Source organism: Streptomyces sp. NBC_01478 (genome assembly GCF_036227225.1).
GTDB lineage: Bacteria > Actinomycetota > Actinomycetes > Streptomycetales > Streptomycetaceae > Streptomyces.
Genome location: NZ_CP109444.1, coordinates 1,037,945 through 1,056,781, shown reverse-complemented (window position 1 = coordinate 1,056,781; position 18,837 = coordinate 1,037,945). Strand labels below are relative to the sequence as shown.

Sequence of the window (18,837 nt, the reverse complement as noted above, 5' to 3'; positions counted from 1 at the left end):
CTAACCGTTCGAGGGCAGATGCAGGATCCGCTTGGCGATGATGTTCCGCTGGATCTGGGAGGTACCGCCGTAGACGGAGGCCGCACGGGAGTAGAGATAGTCCCCGAACAACTCGCCCCCCTCACCAGCGAGTTCGTCCGGGAACACCTCAAGTGCCGTGTCGTAGAGCCGCTGTTCGGTCCTCGTCATCAGCAGTTTGTCCACGGACGACTCCGGTCCCGCGACCTGCCCGGCGAGGCGTTCGGCGGTACGGCGGCGGGCGTGCGCCACCAGGACCTCGTAGTCCACGACACACCGGCCGATCCGGGACAACAGCCCGTCGGGCAGGCCGCCGTGCCGCTCGGCGGCGTGGCGCCGCAGCCGTTCGACGAGCAGCCCGTACTTCGAGATGTGGCCGGTGTCGAGGGCGTTGCGCTCGTACGACACCGTCGTCATCGCCAGCGCCCAGCCGACGCCCTCGGCGCCGACGCGTTCGGACTCCTCGACGCGGACGTCGTCCAGGAACAGCTCGCAGAACTCGTCGTCGCCGTTGGCCGCGCGCAGCGGCCGTACCGTCACCCCCGGCCGGTCCAGCGGCAGGACGAACGCCGAGATCGACTTGTGGGCCGGTGCCGCGCGGTCGGTGCGGGCCAGCAGCAGACACAGGCCGGAGTACTGGGCGTAGCTCGTCCAGAGCTTCTGCCCACGCACCGTGTAGTGGTCGTCGTGCCGCTCGGCGAAGGTGCTCATGCCCGCGAGGTCCGAACCGGCACCCGGCTCGCTGAAGCCCTGGCACCACACCTCGTCACCCGCCAACATCCTTGGCAGGAACCGCAGTCGCTGTTCCTCCGAGCCGAACTCCAGCAGCGCGTGGGCGAGATAGCCGATCCGGGGGACGCCCGGAGCCCGGCAGGCGCCCAGTTCGTCGCTGATCGCCACCTGGTGCAGCGCGGTCAGGCCCCGGCCGCCGTAGCGCTCCGGGACGTCGAGGCCGACCCAGCCGCCCGAGTGCAGCAACCGGTGCCAGCGGCGCAGGAAGACGGGTACCGGTTCGCCCGACTGCCGCTCGGGGAGCGGGTGTTCGGCCAGCCAGGCACGGAACTCCCGCCGCAGCCGGTCGAGATCGGCCGGATCGCCGAAGTCCAGCGGGGTGTCGGTCATCGCGTCACCTCCGGTACGGCCAGTGCGGGCAGCAGGTCGGCTGTCGTGGCGAGCAGCGTCGAGCCCAGCCGCACCTTGCGCAGATACAGATGCGCCGTGTGCTCCCACGTCTGCGCGATGCCGCCGAAGACCTGCATCCCGGCGTACACCGCCTCCAGCGCCGAGGAGTTGACCTCCGCCTTGGCGGCCCGCGCCGCCGCGAGGGCCCGCTCCGGGGGTTCGTTGTCGAGGCACCAGGCGGCGTACCGCGTGACACTCGTGCACGCCTCCACCAGGACCGTCGCGTCCGCGAGGAGGTGCTGTACGGCCTGGAAGGAGCCGATCGGCCGGCCGTACTGGCGGCGGACACGGGCGTATTCGACCGCCTGCTCCACGAACGAGCTTGCCGCGCCGACGAGTTCGGCGGTCACGACGACCAGTGCGTAGGCCTGCCAGCGGAGTCGGTCCGGTGGGGTGAGACGGCCGACAACCTCGACCGGGGCGTCCGACGGCACCGAACGCACCGCGCGCACGAGGTCCGTGCCCGGTGCCGCCGGGCCCAACTCGACCCGGCCGACCGTCCCTTCGGCGGAGACGCGGAGCGCGCTGTCGGCGCCCTCGCAGTCCCAGGCGACGAGATCCGTCGACGCCTGCCCGGGGAAGCGGAGTTCGCGGGTGAGCGCGATGGTGGGGGTCGTGCGGGTGTCGGGCTGGGCACCGAGGAGACGGAGCAGCTCGGGGGCCAGCAGGACCGTGCCGAGGAGAGAGGTCGTGAGCGGGCGGCGGCCGTGTTCCTGCGCGAGCAGCGCGCACTCCTGTGCGGTCGCCGCCGGGGGAGAGGTGCGCCGCAGCTCCGCCAAACCCAGTTCGTCCAGGGCCTGTTGGGCGGCCGTCCGGGTCGACGGCTTCACCTCGTCCGCCGATGTGACGCCGAAGCGGGTCGCGAGTGACCGAACCATGTCGCGGACCAGGACGAACTCCTCGCGGTCCACGCTCAGCGCTCCTCAGGGGGGTTCGCGCGCCGTTCGGCGCGGGACGCGAGCTCGGTGATGATGCGGATGTGGTCCGGGCTGGTCATCGTGGCCCGTTCGGCCATCAGCGCCGCCTCCATGCCGCCGCGCGACACCTGCTCGACGACCGCGGCGAGGGCCAGCTTGGTGGCGCGGAGGGCCTCGGCGGGCTGCGCCGCGAGCCGGTGGGCCAGGGTGAGCGCCTCGCGCATCACCTCGTCGGGCGGGACGGTGCGGTTGGCGAGGCCGAGTTCGACCGCCTTGGGAGCGGGGATGCGGTCCCCGGTGAAGAGGTACTCCTTCACGCGCAGCAGGCTGGTGAGCATCGGCCACAGGGTGACCCCGCCGTCGCCGGCCACCAGGCCGACCGAGATGTGCGGGTCCGCGAAGTAGGCGTCCTCGGCGATCAGCACCAGGTCGCAGGCGAGGGCGAGGCTGCAACCCAGGCCCACCGCCGGGCCGTTGACGGCGGCGATCACGGGCAGCGGGAAGCGGATCATCTCGGTCTGGATGGTGCGGTCGAGGCGGATCGACCGCTCCCGCAGCTCCGGGTCGGTGTGGTGCCGTAGGAGATGGTCGAAGTCGCCGCCCGCGCTGAACGCCCGGCCAGCGCCCGTGAGGACGACGGCACGGGCCTTCGCGTCGTCCGCGAGCTCGCGCCACACCTCCGACAGGCGTCGGTGCAGTTCCTCGGACACGCCGTTCAGCCGGTCGGGGCGGTTCAGGGTGACGATGCGGACGTCTCCGTCGGCGGCGACGGTCAGTACGGGACTCACCTTGCTCATACCGCGATGGTATTAAAGGTCAGACCGATACTGTCAATGGTGTTGCACGAAGAAGAGAATCACATTCTCGCGTTTGGTTGAGTCAGTTCTCGGGATCGGTGAGCTCCACACCGTCCCGGTGGTCCACCTCGGCCGCCGCCCGCGCGAAGCCGCACACATGGCGCGTCATCCGACGTGTCGCCGCCTCGCTGTCGCGGTCCCGGATGGCCTCGGTGATCCGGGCGTGCGCGCGGGCCGTGAGCTTGCGGATGTCCGCGTCCATGAACCGCTCGATGTTGGTGGCCGCGTGGATCGACTGCGAGAGAGCGCTCATGAACCCGATGAGAAGATCGTTCTCACCGGCCCTCGCCACGGCGTTGTGCCAGCGGATGTTGGCGCGCAGGAAGCGCTGGATGTCCTCGCCCGCCGCGACGAGGTCCGTGTGGGCGTCGTCCAGCTCCGCGAGGTCGGCGTCCGTCCGGCGTCTGGCCGCCAGTGCCGCGCACGCGGGCTCGATCGCCTCCCGGGTCTCGTGCAGGTCCTCCAGTCGGATCCGCTGCCCCCGGATCACCAACCGCACGGTGTCGGCGAGCGATTCGCGTCCCGGCCGGTGCACGAAGGCACCGCCCCCGCGTCCCGGCCTGATCTCCAGCAGCCGTTCGACCTCCAGGACGCGCAGCGCCTCGCGCACCGTCGCCCGGCTCAGCCCCGTCTGCTCCACCAACTGCCGTTCCGGCGGCAGCGCCATGCCCTCCGTGAACTCCCCGGACAGGATCCGCTCACGCACCTCCGCCGCCAGCACGTCCGAGGCCTTGGGGACGGTGAGCGTGTCGAAGCGCGGCCGGGGTCCACCGGCCGCGGCGCGCCCCCGGACGGTACGGGAAGGGTGCTCGGCGCTCTGCACAGGTTCAGGCCTCTCGTCGAAAGCCGCGCTCTTCGGCCTCTTTGGCTGAACCATTCAACACAGCACGCGCGCTGGCTGCCACCGAGTACCTCCAAGGATGCCTCGGCCTTCAGGGTCGCCGTCAGGGTGAGTCGGTGTCCGCAACGGCGGCGTCTCGCTCACCCTCCAGCCGGTAGACGATCTCGGAGTTGAGGGACCTGCGGGCGGACTTGGCCTGAGCGGTGAGCCACCGGTGCAGTTCCGTGGGGAGCCTGAGCGTGATCTTTGTTTCTTCATCCATGCCCCTACCGTAGTAGTAGAGTGGTGGCAGCACGACCCTGGAGGAAGCCATGGATGCCGGACATGCCCGGTACACCTATCGGCTTCGCCTGTCTTCGACCGCCCGTACCGCGCTGGTGGCGGAGTGGGCGCGCTGCCGGTGGATCTGGAACGAGTGCTGCGCCCGCTCCCAAAAGGCGCACGCCGACGAGGAGAGGTGCGGCCCGGCCCGCCTCGACAAGATGCTGACCGAGGCCCGCACCGCGAACGCCTGGCTGCGCGAAGGCAGCTCGGTGCCGCAACAGCAGACGATCCGCGACTTCGCCAAGTCCCGCGCCAAGGCCCTGAACGACATCACGGCCCGGCTGCCGCAGCAACGGCGGGCCGGGATGCCGAAGTGCAAGAAGAAGCACGCGGCCGACCCGACCCTGAACTACACGCGGCGCGGGTTCCGCCTCAAGGGCGGGCGTCTGCATCTCGCGGGCGGGATCGTGCTTAGTGTGGTGTGGTCGCGGGGACTGCCCAAGCCGCCGTCCTCCGTCCGCGTCTACCGAGACAGCCTCGGCCACTGGTACGCCTCGTTCGTCGTGGCGACCACCACCGAGGCCCTGCCTGCCACCGGCCGGGTGATCGGCATCGACTGGGGAGTGAAGGAAACCGCGACCACCACCAGCGACGCCCACGACCTCCCGCATCCACAGCACGGCAAGACCGCCACCGCCCGCCTCGCCCGTTACCAGAAGCAGATGGCCCGCCGCTGTATCCCCAGAGGTAAGCGGCAGTCCAAGGGCTACCGGCAGGCACAGGCCCAGGCCGCGAAGGTCCACAAGAAGGCCGCCCGGCAACGGCAGGACACCGCCCGCAAGTGGGCCAAAACCATCGTTCGCGACTTCGACCAGCTCGCGGTCGAGGACTTCCGCCCGAAGTTCCTGGCGAAGTCCACGATGGCCCGCAAGGCAGCGGATGCCGCGATCAGCACGACGAAGACGGCCCTGCTGGACATGAGCCGCAAGCACGGCCGGACCGTGCACCTCGTAAACTCCGCGCACACCACCATGGACTGCGCGCAGTGCGGAGCGAGAACCAAGCACGCACTTCCTCTTTCGGAACGTACCTACACCTGCGCCGCGTGCGGAACCGTGTCCCCCAGGGACAAGAACTCCGCCCGCGTGATGCTCGTCCGGGCTGGTCTCAACCCGGCTGGTGCTGATCGTGTAAGAGCTGCCGGACCGCCGGTCCACAGCCAACGTGAGCCAGGAATCCCCCACCTTTAGGTGGGGGAGGTTTCAAATCACCATGCCGCCGTCCACCGGCAGCACCTGCCCGGTGATGAAGGAGGCGGCGTCCGAGGCGAGGAACACGAAACTGCCCGCGACCTCCGCGGGTTCGGCCCACCGGCCCAGCGGAATCCGGGCCAGCATCCGGGCCGAGAACTTCTCGTCGGTGCGGATGGTCTCCGTCATGGGTGTGGCGGCCAGCGGGGCGAGCGCGTTGACCAGCACCCGCCGGCGCGCCAGTTCGCGGGCCAGCGACTTCGTCAGCCCGATGATCCCCGCCTTCGCGGCCGAGTAGTTGACCTGCCCGAGCGTGCCGACCAGCCCCGCCGACGACGTGACGTTGATGATCCGGCCCGTGCCGTCGTCCGGCAGGAACGGCAGCGCCGCCTGCGCGCAGTGGAAGGCGCCCATCACATGGATGTCGAGGACCCGCCGGAACGCCTCCTCCTCCAGCTTGTCGAACATGGCCGGCGCGATGACCCCGGCGTTGTTCACGAGGATGTGCAGCGTCCCGTCGGCGAGCGCCGCAGCGCGCGCCACGGCAGCGTCGGCGGCGGACCGGTCCCGTACGTCGAGCGCGGCGCTGTCCGCCGTCAGGCCCGCGGCACTGATCTTCCCCGCGACGGCCGCGGCGGCCGACTCGTCGACGTCGGTCACCAGCACCGCGGCACCCGCGCGCGCCAGCGCCTCGGCGACCGCGGAACCGATGCCGCCCCCGGCCCCGGTGACCAGTGCCGACCGGCCCGTGAGGTCGAACAACCCTGTGCTGTCGGTCATTCAGTAGCTCCTCGGGAGTCCCAGCGTGTGTGATCCCAGGTAGTTCAGGATCATTTCCTGACTGATCGGCGCGATGCGCATGAGGCGGGCCTCGCGGAAGTAGCGGGACACGCCGTACTCCTCGGAGTAGCCCATGCCCCCGTGGGTCTGCAGGGCCCGGTCGGCGGCCGTGAACCCGGCGTCGGCGCACAGATACTTGGCGGTGTTCGCCTCCCGCCCGCAGGGCCTCCCGTTGTCGTACAGCCATGTCGCTTTGCGCAGCACGAGTTCGGCGGCGTCGAGGTGGGCCAGGGAGTCCGCGAGGGGGAACTGGATGCCCTGGTTCATGCCGATCGGGCGGCCGAAGACGACCCGCTCCTTGGCGTACCGCACCGCCTTGTCGAGCGAGGCCCGGCCGATGCCGAGGGCCTCCGCGGCGATCAGCATGCGTTCCGGGTTGAGGCCGTCGAGGAGGTAGCGGAAGCCCTGGCCCTCCTCGCCGACGCGGTCCTCGACGGGGATGCGCAGGTCGTCGATGAAGAGTTCGTTCGAGGTGACCGCGTTGCGGCCCATTTTCGGGATCGGGCGGACGTCGATCCGGTCGCGGTCGATGTCCGCCAGGAAGAGGGTCATCCCGTCGGTCTTCCTGGCGACCTCGTCCGCCTTGCTGGTCCGGGTCAGGAGAAGGATCTTCTCCGACTCCATCGCCTTGGAGATCCACACCTTGCGGCCGCTCACGACGTAGTGGTCGCCGTCCCGTCGTGCGTACGTCGTGATGCTCGCGGTGTCGAGTCCGGCGCCCGGTTCGGTGACGCCGAAACAGACGTGCAGATCGCCGTTCGCGATCCGGGGGAGTGTGCGGCGCTTCAGCTCCTCGGAGCCGTGCACCACCACCGGATGCATGCCGAAGATGGAGAGATGGATCGCGCTCGCCGCGTTCATGCCGCCGCCCGACCGCGCCACTTCCTCCAGCAGCAGGCTGGCCTCGGTGATGCCGAGGCCGTGGCCGCCGTACTCCTCCGGGATCGTGATCCCTAGCCAGCCGCCGGCCGCGACGGTGTCGTAGAACTCCGTCGGGAACTCGTGCGCCTGGTCCTTCGCCATCCAGTACTGGTCGTCGAAGTCGCGCAGCAGCCCGGCGACGGACTTGCGGATCGTTTCCTGGTCCTCGGTCAGTTCGAAGTCCATGCACGGGACCCTTCTTCGGTTCCGGATGCGAAACATATCAAAGGTCAGACCGAAGCAGTAGGGGACCGATAAGGACCTACCGTCGAGTAATATCGCGCGGCAGGCCATCAGAGGAGGAACCGTGTCCCGGTCCGAACGCTCATCGCTGCTGCTCGCCGGTCTGTTGGCGACCGCGGGGGTCGCCCACCTCGCCTCGCCGAGACAGTTCGACGCGACGATCCCGAGCGTCCTGCCGGGGAAGCCCCGGACCTGGACGTACGCGAGCGGGGTCGTCGAGCTGGCGCTGGCCGCCGGGATAGCGGCACCGCGTTCCCGGCGTACGGCCGCGCTCGCTGCGGCGGGCTTCTTCGTGGGGGTGTTCCCCGCCAACGTGAAGATGGCGCTGGACTGGCGGGACCGCCCGACCCCGCAGCGAGCGGCGGCCCTCGGGCGACTGCCCCTGCAGGTGCCCCTCGTACTGTGGGCCCGTAGTGTCGCGAAGAATGGGGAGGGACAGTCATGAGCGGTCGCCCGAGCGTCGGTGACAAGATCGAGGACTTCACGCTGCCGGACGAGACCGGCGCCGAGCGCAGCCTCACGGAACTGCTCGCCGAGGGACCGGTGGTGCTGTTCTTCTATCCGGCCGCCCTGTCCGCCGGCTGCACCGCCGAGGCCTGCCATTTCCGTGATCTGGCGGCCGAGTTCGCGGCGGTCGGCGCGCGGCCCGTCGGCATCAGCGGTGACACGGTCGACAAGCAGCACGAGTTCGCCGGGAAACACACCCTCGGCATGCCGCTCCTCTCGGACGCCGACGGGACGATCCGCGAGCGGTTCGGGGTGAAACGCGGATTCTCGCTCGCGCCCACCAAGAGGGCCACTTTCGTCATCGGAGAGGACCGCACGATCCTGGAGGTCGTCTCCAGCGAACTGCGGATGAACACCCACGCCGACCGGGCCCTCGACGCACTCCGAGCCCGCCGGACCTGACCCGGGGGCCGCAAATGCCGTATCGCGGTTGATGCCGCGCGGTAAAGGGACCATCCTGGACGATATGGAGCAGGCCTCCGCCACGGCGGTCATCAATGCCCGAGGCATCGTGACGGGGTGGAGCGAGGGTGCCCGGACACTGACGGGATACCCGGCCGAGGAGGCCGTGGGCCGGTCGGTGGGGGCACTGCTCGCCGAACCCCCCTCGACCCCGGCCGTCGCCGCGCTGACGGGCACGCTGGTCCTACGACACCGGGACGGAACGCCGCTCCCGCTCACCGTGCGGGCCTGCGCGGTGCTCGGTGCGGACGGCGCACCGGACGGATACGTCATTACCGCCGACCCTCCCCTCGCGCCCACGCTGGCGGAGCGGGCCTTCCAGCAGGCGTCGATGTCGCTCTCCGTCTTCGACACCGAGCAGCGCTACCTCCGCCTCAACGACGTCGCCTGCCGCGTGATGGGCGTGCCCGAGGACGTCCTGATCGGCCGGTACTTCCCGGAGAGTGTCGAGGACGCCGAGCACAGCCGGGGCTTCCTGCGAAACCTGCGCCTGGTCGCCGAGACGGGCAGACCGGTCCGCTACGACAGTTGGGCGGGCGCTCCGGCCCTGAACCGGGAGCACGCCTGGAGCATCGAGATGTGGCCCGTCAAGGACGCCGCCGGTGAGCTGGGCGGGGTCGCCCTCGCGGCGTTCGACAGCACCGAGCAGTACCTCGCCCGACAGCGGCTGGCCCTGCTCAACGAAGCGGCGGCCGGCATCGGCACCACCCTCGACGTGGTGCGCACCGCCGAGGAACTGGTGGAACTGCTGGTGCCGCGCTACGCCGACTTCGCCAGCGTGGACCTCCTGGAGTGGGTGCTCGGCGCGGACGAACCGCAGATGGACCTCGACGACCGGATCGTGCTGCGCCGGGTCGCCCACGGCTCCGCCACCGAGGGCACCCCCGAGGCGGCGATGCACCTGTCCGAGGCGGACGTCTACCCGCCGTTCTCACCGCCCGCGCGTGCGCTGCGGTCGGGCCGGGCCGTCCTGAGCCAGGCGGGCGAACCCGACTTCGTCCGCTGGGTGGCGGAACGCAACGCGCGCAGCCCCGCCGCCCGCGCGTACCGCAAGGGCGTCCACTCGATGATCGCGGTGCCGCTCCGGGCACGCGGCACCACACTCGGTGTCGCGGTCGGCGTCCGCATGGCCCACCCCGACGACTACGTGGCCGACGACGCCGTACTCGCCGAGGAGGTGGCCAGCCGCGCCGCCGTCTGCATCGACAACGCGCGCCGCTTCGCCCGCGAGCGCTCCACCGCACTCGCCCTCCAACACAGCCTGCTGCCCAGGGACTTGCCCGGGCAGGCGGCGGTCGAGGTGGCCCACCGCTATCTGCCCTGCGGGTCGCTCGCGGGCATCGGCGGCGACTGGTTCGACGTGATCCCGCTGTCCGGCAGCCGGGTCGCCCTGGTCGTCGGCGACGTCGTCGGACACGGCATCGCGTCCTCGGCGACCATGGGCCGCCTCTGCACCGCCGTCCGCACCCTCGCCGACGTGGACCTGCCGCCCGACGAACTCCTCACCCACCTCGACGACCTGGTCACCCACCTCGCGACGGACGACACCGGCGACGAGGTCGCGGAACTCGGTGCCACCTGCCTCTACGCCGTCTACGACCCGGTATCGCGCCGCCTCACCATGGCCGCCGCCGGACATCCACCGCCGGCCGTCGTGCTGCCCGACGGGACCGCGAGCCTCGTCCCCATGGCCGCGGGACCACCGCTCGGGGTCGGCGGACTGCCTTTCGAGGCAGTGGAGTTGGAGCTGCCCGAGGGGGCCGTCGTCGCCCTGTACACGGACGGCCTGATCGAGGACCGCGACCGCGACATCGACCACGCCACCGCCGAACTGTGCCGCGCCCTCACCGCGTCCGCCGCATCGCTGGACGCGCTGTGCGACTCGGTGCTGAAGGCCGTGATGCCGGAGGAGCCCAGCGACGACGTGGCCCTCCTGCTGGTGCGCACCCGGGCGCTCGGCGCCGACCGGGTCGCCACCTGGGACATCGAACCCGACCCCGCGCACGTGGCCCGGGCCCGGCAGGCCGCCACCGAGCAACTCACCGCCTGGGGGCTGGACGAGGAGTCCTTCGTCACCGAACTCGTCGTCAGCGAACTCGTCACCAACGCCATCCGGTACGGCGAACCGCCCGTCCAGCTCCGGCTGATCCGAGACCGCGCCCTCATCTGCGAGGTCTCCGACGGCAGTTCCACCTCACCGCATCTGCGCCGCGCCCACGCCTACGACGAGGGCGGACGCGGACTCCTCCTCGTCGCGCAGCTCACCCAGCGCTGGGGCAGCCGGCAGACAGACGGCGGCAAGACCATCTGGGCCGAACAGCCGCTGCCGCCGGACTGACCCGAGGACCTACTCGAAGGGGCAGCCGGGGTTCGGCGCGTCCTCCGAGAACGGCGATCCGTGCGGCAGCACGTACAGCACGTCGAGGACGAGAGGGGTGTTCCCCAGATTGCGGCCGATGTGCACGTTGCCCGAACCGGCCGGCTCCTGGATGGGACTGCCCGCCCGGTACACGCCGTCGGAGGCGCAACCGGAGTCGAAGTGGCTGAGCGTGCCCTGCTTGACGAAGCCGTACAGCGGGCCGTCGTGGTAGTGCCAGCCGGTCGCCTGGCCGGGCGGAATGGTGATCTCGCGCAGGGTGTAGTCGGTGTCGCCGATGGTGGTCTGGCTGATCAGCCGGGCGGTGACTCCGGGGCCGGCGGGTGTCGCCTGGGCGGTGCCGCCGACCAGCAGAGCGGCGGCGGCCACCGACCCGGTGACGGCGGTACGGAACGCGGTGCGCATACGAGAGCCTTCCGGTGAGATCTTGAACCTCCGCCGTGAACATAGAGGCAGGGAAGGCGAGTTGGGGGCGGAAACACGCAACTTCCACCCCCGGGACGCTCAGAATTCCTCGTGCGTCTCCGGGTCCCCGCCCAGCCGCTGAGGCGTGTGGTCACAGAGGGCGGCCAGTTGGGCCGGGCCGAGTTCGAAGCCGAAGATGTCCAGGTTCGCGCGCTGCCGGCCGGGGTCCGCCGACTTGGGGATCGGGACGGCGCCCAGTTGGGTGTGCCAGCGCAGCACCACCTGGCCGGGCGTCACACCGAAGGCCTCCGCGACCGTCACGACAGTGGGGTCGTTCAACAGCTCCGAACCGCGCCCGAGAGGACTCCAGCTCTCGGTGAGAACGCCCTTCTCGGCATCGAAGGCGCGCAGTTCGTCCTGCGGGAACAGCGGGTGGAGCTCGATCTGGTTCACGGACGGCAGGACGCCGGTCTCCTTCTCCAGCCGCTCGATGTGCCCGGGCGTGAAGTTGGAGACGCCGATCGACCGGACGAGACCCTCCTCGCGGAGCTTGATCATCGCCTTCCAGGAATCGACGAACTTGCCGACCCGAGGCAGCGGCCAGTGGATCAGATAGAGGTCCACGTAGTCCACGCCGAGCCGCGCCCGGGACTCCTCGAAGGAGGCGAGGGTCTCCTCGTAACCGTGGTGGCGGCCCGGCAGCTTCGTCGTCACGAGGACCTCCTCGCGGGGCACGCCGCTGCGGGCGATGCCACGGCCGACGCCGGTCTCGTTGCGGTAGTTCGTCGCCGTGTCCACCAAGCGATAGCCCATGCGCAACGCACCGTCCACGGCCTCCTCGGCCGTCGCGTCGTCCATCGGCCAGGTGCCCAGGCCGATGGCGGGAATCCTCGTTCCGTCGTTGAGCGTGTGCGTCGGGATGCTGATCACGGTCGGACCTTCCCTTGACTGTGCGGTACACCCAGTATGGGCGGCCGGAACCACGGCCCGCGAGGCAGGGCCGTCCGGCCGTGCGGAAAAGGCTTTGTGGCGGCCGAGTTCGGGGGCGCAGACTCGTCGGACGGAGGGGAGGAACCCGATGTCACCCACCGACACCCCCGACCCCGTACTCGTCGACGCGCTGGGCAGCGAGCCGCGCCGCCCCGGCGCCTTCCGTGAACTGCTCCGGCGCGGCCCGGCCGCCGTGCCCGCCGTCCGCGAGGGACTGCGCCACGCGCACCCGCTGGTGCGCGAACAGTGCAGCAGACTGCTGGACGAGCTGCTCGTCCCGGACGCCGTGGACGACCTGACCGCCCGGCTCGACGACCCCGACGCACGGGTGCGGATCGCGGCCGTGCACGCACTGTCCTGCGACCGGTGCAAACCGGACGCGCAGGCCTGCTTCCCGGACCGCCTCGCGCTGCTGCCCCGGGCGATCCTGCTCCTGGAGCGGGACCCGGACCCGCAGGTGCGGGCCAGGGCCGTCGAACTCGTCGGCCTGTGGGTGCACAGCCGCCCGGACGCCCTCACGGCCCTCACCCGCGCCCACGACGAGGACCCGTCCCCGCTCGTCCGCAAGAAGGCCGGCTGGTACGCGCCCGGCGGCCCCGTCCACCGCCGGACCGCCCCGAGGCCCGCGCGTGCCGCACGGCGCTGAACCGGGGCCGGCCCGGAAGCCCTGTCGCCTCGCGCGGTGATCGCTGTCACGATCTTCCTTGGAACCGGTACGACCTGGGTACGACCCGGAAGGGACGACTCGGAGGGGACGACCGACCGAGCAGGTACGACGACGGAGCGCGCATGACGACGGACAGCGGTACGACCGACGAGGCGGCGCGGGTGGACGGCATGGAGGTGCGGCCGGCCGCCGGTCACATCGGGGCCGAGATCACCGGTGTCGACCTGGCCGGTGACCTCGACGACGCCGTGGTCGCCGCGATCCGGGCGGCGGTGCTGCGCTGGAAGGTCGTGTTCTTCCGGGACCAACGGCTCGACCACACCGGGCATGTGGCGTTCGCGCGGCGGTTCGGGGAACCCGTCGTGCTCGGGCGGCGCGGCAGTGCGTCACCGGCCGGCTTCCCCGAGGTCGAAACCACCGCCGACCGGCTGGAGTTGGGGGGCCGGTTCGGCATGGAGCACGAGGAGTGGCTGGAGCGGCGCCGGCACACACTCCTGCGCGGCTGGCACTGCGACCACGGCGCCCGCGTCGACCCGCCCGCCGCGACGATCCTGCGCGCGGAGACCGTCCCGCCCTACGGCGGCGACACCACCTGGTCGAATCTGGCGGCGGCGTACGCCGGACTGTCGCAGCCGGTACGGGAGTTCGTGGACGGGCTGCGGGCCGAGCACCGGCTCGGCGTCGGCTACCAGCCGCGCCCCGGCGACGACGCGTACGTCCGCCACCTCCTGGACCACCAGGTCGCCTCGCTGCACCCGCTGGTCCGGGTGCACCCCGAGACGGGCGAGCGGGTGCTGTTCGTCAACGGCTACTACCTGGAGCAGATCACCGACGTCTCGCGCGCGGAGAGCGCCGCGATCCTGGAGCTGCTGCTCGCGCAGGCGACCCGGCCCGAGTACACGGTCCGGTTCCGCTGGGAGCCGGGCAGCGTGGCCTTCTGGGACAACCGGGCCACCATCCACCTCGCCCCCAGCGACAACGCGCACCTCGGCTTCCCGAGGACCATGCACCGCGTGATGCTCACCGGCGACATACCGGTCGGAGTCGACGGCAAGCCGTCCGAGCCGATCGTCGGCACCGAGCCCGGCCGCTGGTGACACGGAGGTCAGCCGGCGGGCTTCCACCCGAGCGCCGGCCCCAGCTTCGTCGCCATGTCCGTCAGGATCTGCACGTAGTCCTCGTGCTCGAACGTGAACGGCAGCGCGAACGCCACCTCGTCGATCTCCCTGAACGCGACGTGCGCGTGCAGGAGTTCGGCGATCTCCTCCGAGGTGCCGACGATGTCCGGCGCGAACATCAGGCGGGCCGGGCCCTGAGGTGACGTCGTACGGGGAGTGCGCTTGCGGGCGAACTCCTCGTACTTCGCCCGCTGTTCGGGCGAGGCGGAGTCGGTCGGGATGACCACCAGCCCCTGGGAGACCCGGGCGGCCTCGCCGTCGGGGTGGTGGGCGCGGAACGTGCGGACGTGGGAGAGCTGGATCTCCGCGAAGTCCCTTGACTCGTCCGGCCCTTCGGCCTTGACGACGCTGCTCGTCAGGAAGTTCATCCCGTGCTCGCCGGCCCACTTCGCCGAGCCCGTGCTGCCGCCGCCGTACCAGAGACGACGGCCCAGCCCGGGGGAGTGCGGCTGCACCCGGTCGGAGAACACCTCGAAGCCCTCGACCCCGCTGAAGTCGGTGGCCGGCTTGCCGCGCACGAAGTCCAGCAGCCGCCGCACCCGCTCGTAGCCGAAGTCCTCGACCTCGGCCGTGTCGGGGTACAGGGCCTCCTTGAGCTGGTCGAAGTGCATCGGCGGGCCCACGCTCACGCCCGGGTTGATCCGGCCCCCGGACAGGATGTCGACGGTCGCCAGGTCCTCCGCCAGCCGCAGCGGGTTCTCCCAGCCGAGCGGGATCACCGCCGTGCCGAGTTCGATACGGCTGGTGCGCTGCGAGGCCGCCGCCATGACCGCGACGGGGGAGGAGATGCCGTACTGGAGATGGCGGTGGCGCAGCCAGGCGCTGTCGAAGCCGAGACGCTCGCCCAGTTCGATGATCTCCAGCGTCGACTCGTGGCCCCGGCGCGGATCGGCCTCGTCGAACAGGCCGATCGTGAGGAAGCCCAGCTTCCGCAACGGGCGTGAGGTGAGCGGCACGGGCTCCTCCGGCGGTCGTACGTCAGTTCTGTTCTGTCCCGATTGTGACAGGTGAACATTGCGGGCGTGTGATCAGTGCAGCGGGATGGTGATCTCGTCCTCGACCGGCGGGTCGATCTCCTGGGGGTGCTTGCCGGTGGCGGCGAAACAGCGCAGCCGGACCGCCTCCGGGGTGACGTCCAGCCGCAGGAAGCACTTGAAGAACGGCGGGCTGTACGTCACGGAGCCGGGCGAGAAGAGCTGGGTGTAGATCTTGCGCACCGGAAGACGGAAGCGCGCGGTGCGGTCGGGGCGGCCGCCCGCGCCCAGCAGGCTCGCGACCAGCCGGATCCGTCGGGTGATGCGGACCGGCGGGCCCGGGGTGCGGGTCGGCGGGATGCCCAGGCGCTCGCAGATCACGGCCGACGCCTCGGCCTCCGTGAGGGTGAAGAAGCGGCGCAGATGCAGTCGGCGGCCGTACAAGCGGCTGTAGAAGGCGAGGGAGTCGCCGCGCAGCGGGTAACAGCGGAAGTCCTGCTCGGTGACGTCGGCGATGTCGACGCGCGGCACGGTGTGGGTCGCGTGCATGAACGCGCCACCGCCGCCCGAGACCACGTACTGGAGCGTGCGCCCGTCCGCCAACCGCACCGGATAGCGCTGGTAGTTGTGGATGTCGCCGCCGATCGCGGCGACGAAGCGGTGGGCCGGATCGCTGACGATGTCGTCGACCGTGCCGCCGCCCTCGATCGCGCAGGGGTGGTGCTCGCCGTCCACGTACAGCGGCGAACCGGTGATCAGGATCTTCGGCGTCGGACCCTTCGCCATCTCGCGCAGCCAGGCGCCCTGTTCGGCGTCGATCGTGCCCAACAGCCCTGTGTCGATGCCGATGATGCGCACCGGTCCCGCGTCGATCGCCCAGTACGGGCCCGGCTGGACCGCCTGCTGGTCCGGCGAGGAGCGCAACTCCCGTGCCTTGTCCAGGTGTTCGCCGTCGGTCGGGCGGGGGTGGTGCCACAGCAGCGAACGCCACCAGGCACGCGTCAGCGGGCGCGCCGCCCGCGGTGCGGGCAGCGCGGGCGCGTCGTCGCAGAAGACGCGCATGAAACCGCCGAGGCCCTCGTACCAGTCGTGGTTGCCGGGTATCGCGTAGATGGGCGCCGGATAGGCCTGGTACGGGCGGAAGAACTTCGTCTCGTAGTCGTCCGCGGTGCCGACGGGATAGATGACGTCACTGGCGACGACCGTGAAGGCCGTCTCCTGACTGGCCTTCAGAAACCCTGGCACAACGGCGTATTGGGGATCGTCGCCCTCGCCCGTGTCGCCGATGACCATGAAGGAGAAGGTGTCGGGATCGTCGCGCCGGATCACCTTGTCGGCGGGAGCGCCGGTGGCCGCGCTCTGGGCCACCCAACGGCTGCGGGTGTCGCCGGTCGGGTCCCCGAACCAGGAGGCCAACACGCCGTTGCGCGCGGCCCACAAAGTCTTCGGGCTGAGCCACGAGACCTTCTCGACATGGGTCGGCATGAGCTGCTGGTACGCCCCGCGCTCCGCGGTGCCCCAACCGGCGCCTGCGGGGGTATCGCGTGAAGATTCAGACACCGGTGCACCGTAACAACGAGCCCTGGCGGGGCCGGAGGCAGGGGCCTGGCAACATCAACTCGACGATGCTCAACCGAAAGGTCCCCGCATGACCGGCGCAGCCGACTTCATCGACCTGATCCCCGACCCCGAACTCCGTTCGGACCGGCTGCTGTTGGGCATCCGCCAGTTCGACGAGCCCTTCCTCCTCTCCGTCTCGCTGTCCCAGGGCCTGGGTTCCAGCGACCTCTGGCTGGACCGGGGGAAGGCGGGCCGGACCTGGCTCGCGGAGTTCCGCCGGGTCGGCGACCGGGTCCTGTTCGCCGTCCGCAACAAGCACTTCCTGACCTCCGGCGACGCGGCCGCCGTACGCGCCGGGGACGAGTCGTTCGCGCTGTCCGTGCTCTGGAGCGGGCCCGTGCTGCGCGAGGAGAACGGCGCCGCGGTCGTGGACGCCACCGGGCTCGTCCTCGCCGACCACGACCAGATCGCCGACCATCTGCACGCACACGAGCAGGGCGACTACAGCATCGACACCTCCGCGAGCCTCCCGCTCGTCGCCGACAGCCGCACCGGACCCACCGCCGTCCGCCTCCCCGCGCTGCTCACCTTCCGGGGCCCCGGCCGCGGGCAGGCGGTGCGGGCCGTCGCCGCCGACCCGCGCGCCCTCACCGTCGTCCAGCAACTGAACCTGCTGCGGCTGCCCGTGTCCCCGCTGCCGGTCCGGCGCTACCACCCCGCCTCGGGCGGCTACGGCATCGGCTACGCCGACCACGGCCTCGTCGGCCGGGCGAGCACCCAGGTCAAGCTCCAGCCCCGCTTCCGCGCGGAACCCGGCGGCGCCCCCATCGTCTTCCGGATCGACCCCGCCGTCCCCGAACCCTTCCGCTCGGCGGTCGTCGAGGGCGGCAACTGGTGGCAGCGGGCCTTCGCCCGCATCGGACTCCCCGACGCCTACCGCGTCGAGCCCGGCGACGACGGCTTCGACCCCTACGACCCCGACGTCAACGGCGTGGTCTGGGTGCACCGCGCGGGCCGCGGCTGGTCCCTCGGCCAGGGACTGACCGACCCGCGCACCGGCGAGATCCTGCACGCCCGGGTCCGCCTCGGCTCCCAGCGCGTCGCACAGGTCCGCGCACTCGGCGAGGCCCTCCTCGCCCCCTACGGCCGCCCGGACGAGGCCCAACGCCTCGCCGCCGTCGAGGAGTTGGTGCTCGCCCGCATGCGCCAACTCGCCGCACACGAGATCGGCCACGCGCTCGGCTTCATGCACAACTTCGCCAGTACGGGGCACCCCGAGCCGTCCGTCATGGACTACCCGTACGCCCGCATCCGCGTCACGGACGAGGGCGACCTCGACCTGTCCGCCGCGTACGGCACGGGCCTGGGACCGTGGGACCACTTCCTGGTCGCGCACGCCTACGGCCGGTTCGACGAGGGTGCCGAGGAGAGTGCGCTCGCCGAACTGCGTCGCGAGGCCGCCGAGTCGGGCCTGATCTACCTCTCCGACGAGGACGCCCAGGGCCCGGAGGCGGCCCACGCCGACGCCGTGACCTGGGTGAGCGGACCGGACGCCCTCCAGGCGCTGGAGACCATGCTGCGGGTGCGCCGTATCGCCCTGGACGGATTCTCCCGCGGGGTGCTGCCGCCCGACCGGCAGACCGGCGAACTGGAGGAGCGGGCCGTCCTGGTGCACCTCCTGCACCGGCACGAGGTGACCGCCGTGGCCCGACTGGTCGGTGGCGTGCGCTACGCGTACGGCCTCGCGGGCGAGGACGGCCGGGGCGCGCAGGCCGTCGGGCCGGCCACCCAGCACACGGCGCTCAGCCGGCTCGCCGAACTGCTACGGGCCGAGCAACTCGCCCTGCCCGGAGCGGTGTTGGACACCCTCACCCCGCCCGCGATCCGCTACGACCGGACGGACCAGTACCTCGACACGGGCGCCGGGCGGATCTTCGACCCCTTCGAGGCCGTACGGGTCGCGACCGCACTCGTCACCCAGGAGCTGCTGGACCCGGCCCGGCTCAACCGGGTGGCCTGGCAGCATGCCGCCGATCCCGCGTCGCCCGGCGTCACCGACCTCGTCGACGAGCTCCTTGCCGCCACCTGGCGTCGTACCGACCCGGTACCCGCCGAGCTGCAGGGCGGGGCCGCCGTGCAGCACACGGCGGACTGGACCCTCCTGAACCATCTGCTGACCCTGCTCGACGACCCGGCCCTCCACGCACCGGTGCGCACGGCACTGCGCGGTGCCGTGCGGCGGCTCGGGACGGAGCTGCGCTGCGAGGGCGACGAACAGGCGCGTGAGGCGGGGGAGTTGATCCGGGCGTTCCTCGCCGATGCCGGGTCGGTGCGCGTCGATCCGCTGCCCAGGGTCCCGCCGGGCGCGCCCAACTGAGCGTGCC

General features: G+C 71.2%; 18 protein-coding genes. 7 read left to right on the top strand and 11 right to left on the bottom strand.

Going from position 1 to position 18,837, the window contains the following annotated elements; all coding sequences use genetic code 11:
• From OG223_RS04680 to OG223_RS04660, 5 genes are all read right to left on the bottom strand, one after another.
• Window positions 1–1,140, bottom strand: coding sequence for an acyl-CoA dehydrogenase family protein (locus tag OG223_RS04680; protein WP_329242757.1), 1,140 nt, complete (start codon window positions 1,138–1,140; stop codon window positions 1–3).
• A complete protein-coding gene (locus tag OG223_RS04675; protein ID WP_329242754.1) occupies window positions 1,137–2,111 on the bottom strand; it encodes an acyl-CoA dehydrogenase family protein in 975 nt (324 codons plus the stop codon). Before OG223_RS04675 ends, OG223_RS04680 begins: the two co-directional genes overlap by 4 nt.
• 2 nt (window positions 2,112–2,113) lie before the next feature.
• On the bottom strand, window positions 2,114–2,914 hold the full coding sequence (locus OG223_RS04670) for an enoyl-CoA hydratase/isomerase family protein (RefSeq protein ID WP_329242752.1): 801 nt from the start codon (window positions 2,912–2,914) through the stop codon (window positions 2,114–2,116).
• Between the two features lie 82 nt (window positions 2,915–2,996).
• Entirely contained in the window at window positions 2,997–3,797 is an 801-nt protein-coding gene (locus tag OG223_RS04665; protein WP_329242749.1) for a FadR/GntR family transcriptional regulator, read from the bottom strand.
• A gap of 121 nt (window positions 3,798–3,918) precedes the next feature.
• Window positions 3,919–4,077 carry an Arc family DNA-binding protein gene (locus OG223_RS04660; RefSeq protein ID WP_329242744.1) on the bottom strand — a complete coding sequence of 53 codons (159 nt, stop codon included), beginning with the start codon at window positions 4,075–4,077 and terminating at the stop codon, window positions 3,919–3,921.
• A 49-nt stretch (window positions 4,078–4,126) separates the two neighbouring features.
• Here OG223_RS04660 and OG223_RS04655 point away from each other — a divergent pair, with 49 nt between their 5' ends.
• Window positions 4,127–5,329 (top strand): RNA-guided endonuclease InsQ/TnpB family protein, encoded by a 1,203-nt coding sequence (locus tag OG223_RS04655; RefSeq protein WP_329242740.1) that lies wholly within the window; start codon window positions 4,127–4,129, stop codon window positions 5,327–5,329.
• Window positions 5,330–5,341: 12 nt separating this feature from the next.
• Here the strand turns inward: OG223_RS04655 and OG223_RS04650 are convergent, their stop codons facing one another.
• Together OG223_RS04650 and OG223_RS04645 are read right to left on the bottom strand one after the other, a co-directional pair.
• Window positions 5,342–6,109: an SDR family NAD(P)-dependent oxidoreductase gene (locus OG223_RS04650; RefSeq protein WP_329242737.1), complete on the bottom strand. Its 768-nt coding sequence runs from the start codon at window positions 6,107–6,109 to the stop codon at window positions 5,342–5,344.
• Window positions 6,110–7,276 carry an acyl-CoA dehydrogenase family protein gene (locus OG223_RS04645; RefSeq protein WP_329242734.1) on the bottom strand — a complete coding sequence of 389 codons (1,167 nt, stop codon included), beginning with the start codon at window positions 7,274–7,276 and terminating at the stop codon, window positions 6,110–6,112.
• 121 nt (window positions 7,277–7,397) lie between these two features.
• Between OG223_RS04645 and OG223_RS04640 the strand changes: the two genes are divergently transcribed.
• The 3 genes from OG223_RS04640 to OG223_RS04630 all read left to right on the top strand — a co-directional run bounded on the left by OG223_RS04640 (window position 7,398) and on the right by OG223_RS04630 (window position 10,640).
• Complete coding sequence (locus tag OG223_RS04640; protein ID WP_329242731.1) at window positions 7,398–7,778, top strand: DoxX family protein; 381 nt, start codon at window positions 7,398–7,400, stop codon at window positions 7,776–7,778.
• On the top strand, window positions 7,775–8,242 hold the full coding sequence (locus OG223_RS04635) for a peroxiredoxin (protein WP_329242729.1): 468 nt from the start codon (window positions 7,775–7,777) through the stop codon (window positions 8,240–8,242). Before OG223_RS04640 ends, OG223_RS04635 begins: the two co-directional genes overlap by 4 nt.
• Window positions 8,243–8,306: 64 nt before the next feature.
• A complete protein-coding gene (locus tag OG223_RS04630; RefSeq protein WP_329242726.1) occupies window positions 8,307–10,640 on the top strand; it encodes an ATP-binding SpoIIE family protein phosphatase in 2,334 nt (777 codons plus the stop codon).
• Between the two features lie 9 nt (window positions 10,641–10,649).
• On the opposite strand, the gene OG223_RS04625 is transcribed toward OG223_RS04630, so the two are convergent.
• The gene (locus tag OG223_RS04625; protein WP_329242724.1) at window positions 10,650–11,084 is read right to left on the bottom strand and encodes a cupin domain-containing protein; all 435 of its coding nucleotides are present in this window, start codon (window positions 11,082–11,084) and stop codon (window positions 10,650–10,652) included.
• A 99-nt stretch (window positions 11,085–11,183) separates the two neighbouring features.
• Entirely contained in the window at window positions 11,184–12,014 is an 831-nt protein-coding gene (locus OG223_RS04620) for an aldo/keto reductase (protein ID WP_329242721.1), read from the bottom strand.
• 148 nt (window positions 12,015–12,162) lie between these two features.
• Here OG223_RS04620 and OG223_RS04615 point away from each other — a divergent pair, with 148 nt between their 5' ends.
• Together OG223_RS04615 and OG223_RS04610 are read left to right on the top strand one after the other, a co-directional pair.
• Window positions 12,163–12,720: a HEAT repeat domain-containing protein gene (locus OG223_RS04615; RefSeq protein WP_329242717.1), complete on the top strand. Its 558-nt coding sequence runs from the start codon at window positions 12,163–12,165 to the stop codon at window positions 12,718–12,720.
• A gap of 143 nt (window positions 12,721–12,863) precedes the next feature.
• Complete coding sequence (locus OG223_RS04610) at window positions 12,864–13,838, top strand: TauD/TfdA dioxygenase family protein (RefSeq protein ID WP_329242715.1); 975 nt, start codon at window positions 12,864–12,866, stop codon at window positions 13,836–13,838.
• A gap of 8 nt (window positions 13,839–13,846) precedes the next feature.
• Here OG223_RS04610 and OG223_RS04605 read toward each other — a convergent pair whose 3' ends face one another.
• The gene (locus tag OG223_RS04605; protein ID WP_329242714.1) at window positions 13,847–14,875 is read right to left on the bottom strand and encodes an LLM class flavin-dependent oxidoreductase; all 1,029 of its coding nucleotides are present in this window, start codon (window positions 14,873–14,875) and stop codon (window positions 13,847–13,849) included.
• 72 nt (window positions 14,876–14,947) lie between these two features.
• On the bottom strand, window positions 14,948–16,453 hold the full coding sequence (locus tag OG223_RS04600) for a metallophosphoesterase family protein (RefSeq protein ID WP_329242711.1): 1,506 nt from the start codon (window positions 16,451–16,453) through the stop codon (window positions 14,948–14,950).
• An 88-nt stretch (window positions 16,454–16,541) separates the two neighbouring features.
• Here OG223_RS04600 and OG223_RS04595 point away from each other — a divergent pair, with 88 nt between their 5' ends.
• On the top strand, window positions 16,542–18,830 hold the full coding sequence (locus tag OG223_RS04595; protein ID WP_329242708.1) for a zinc-dependent metalloprotease: 2,289 nt from the start codon (window positions 16,542–16,544) through the stop codon (window positions 18,828–18,830).
• The last annotated feature ends 7 nt before the right edge of the window (window positions 18,831–18,837 follow it).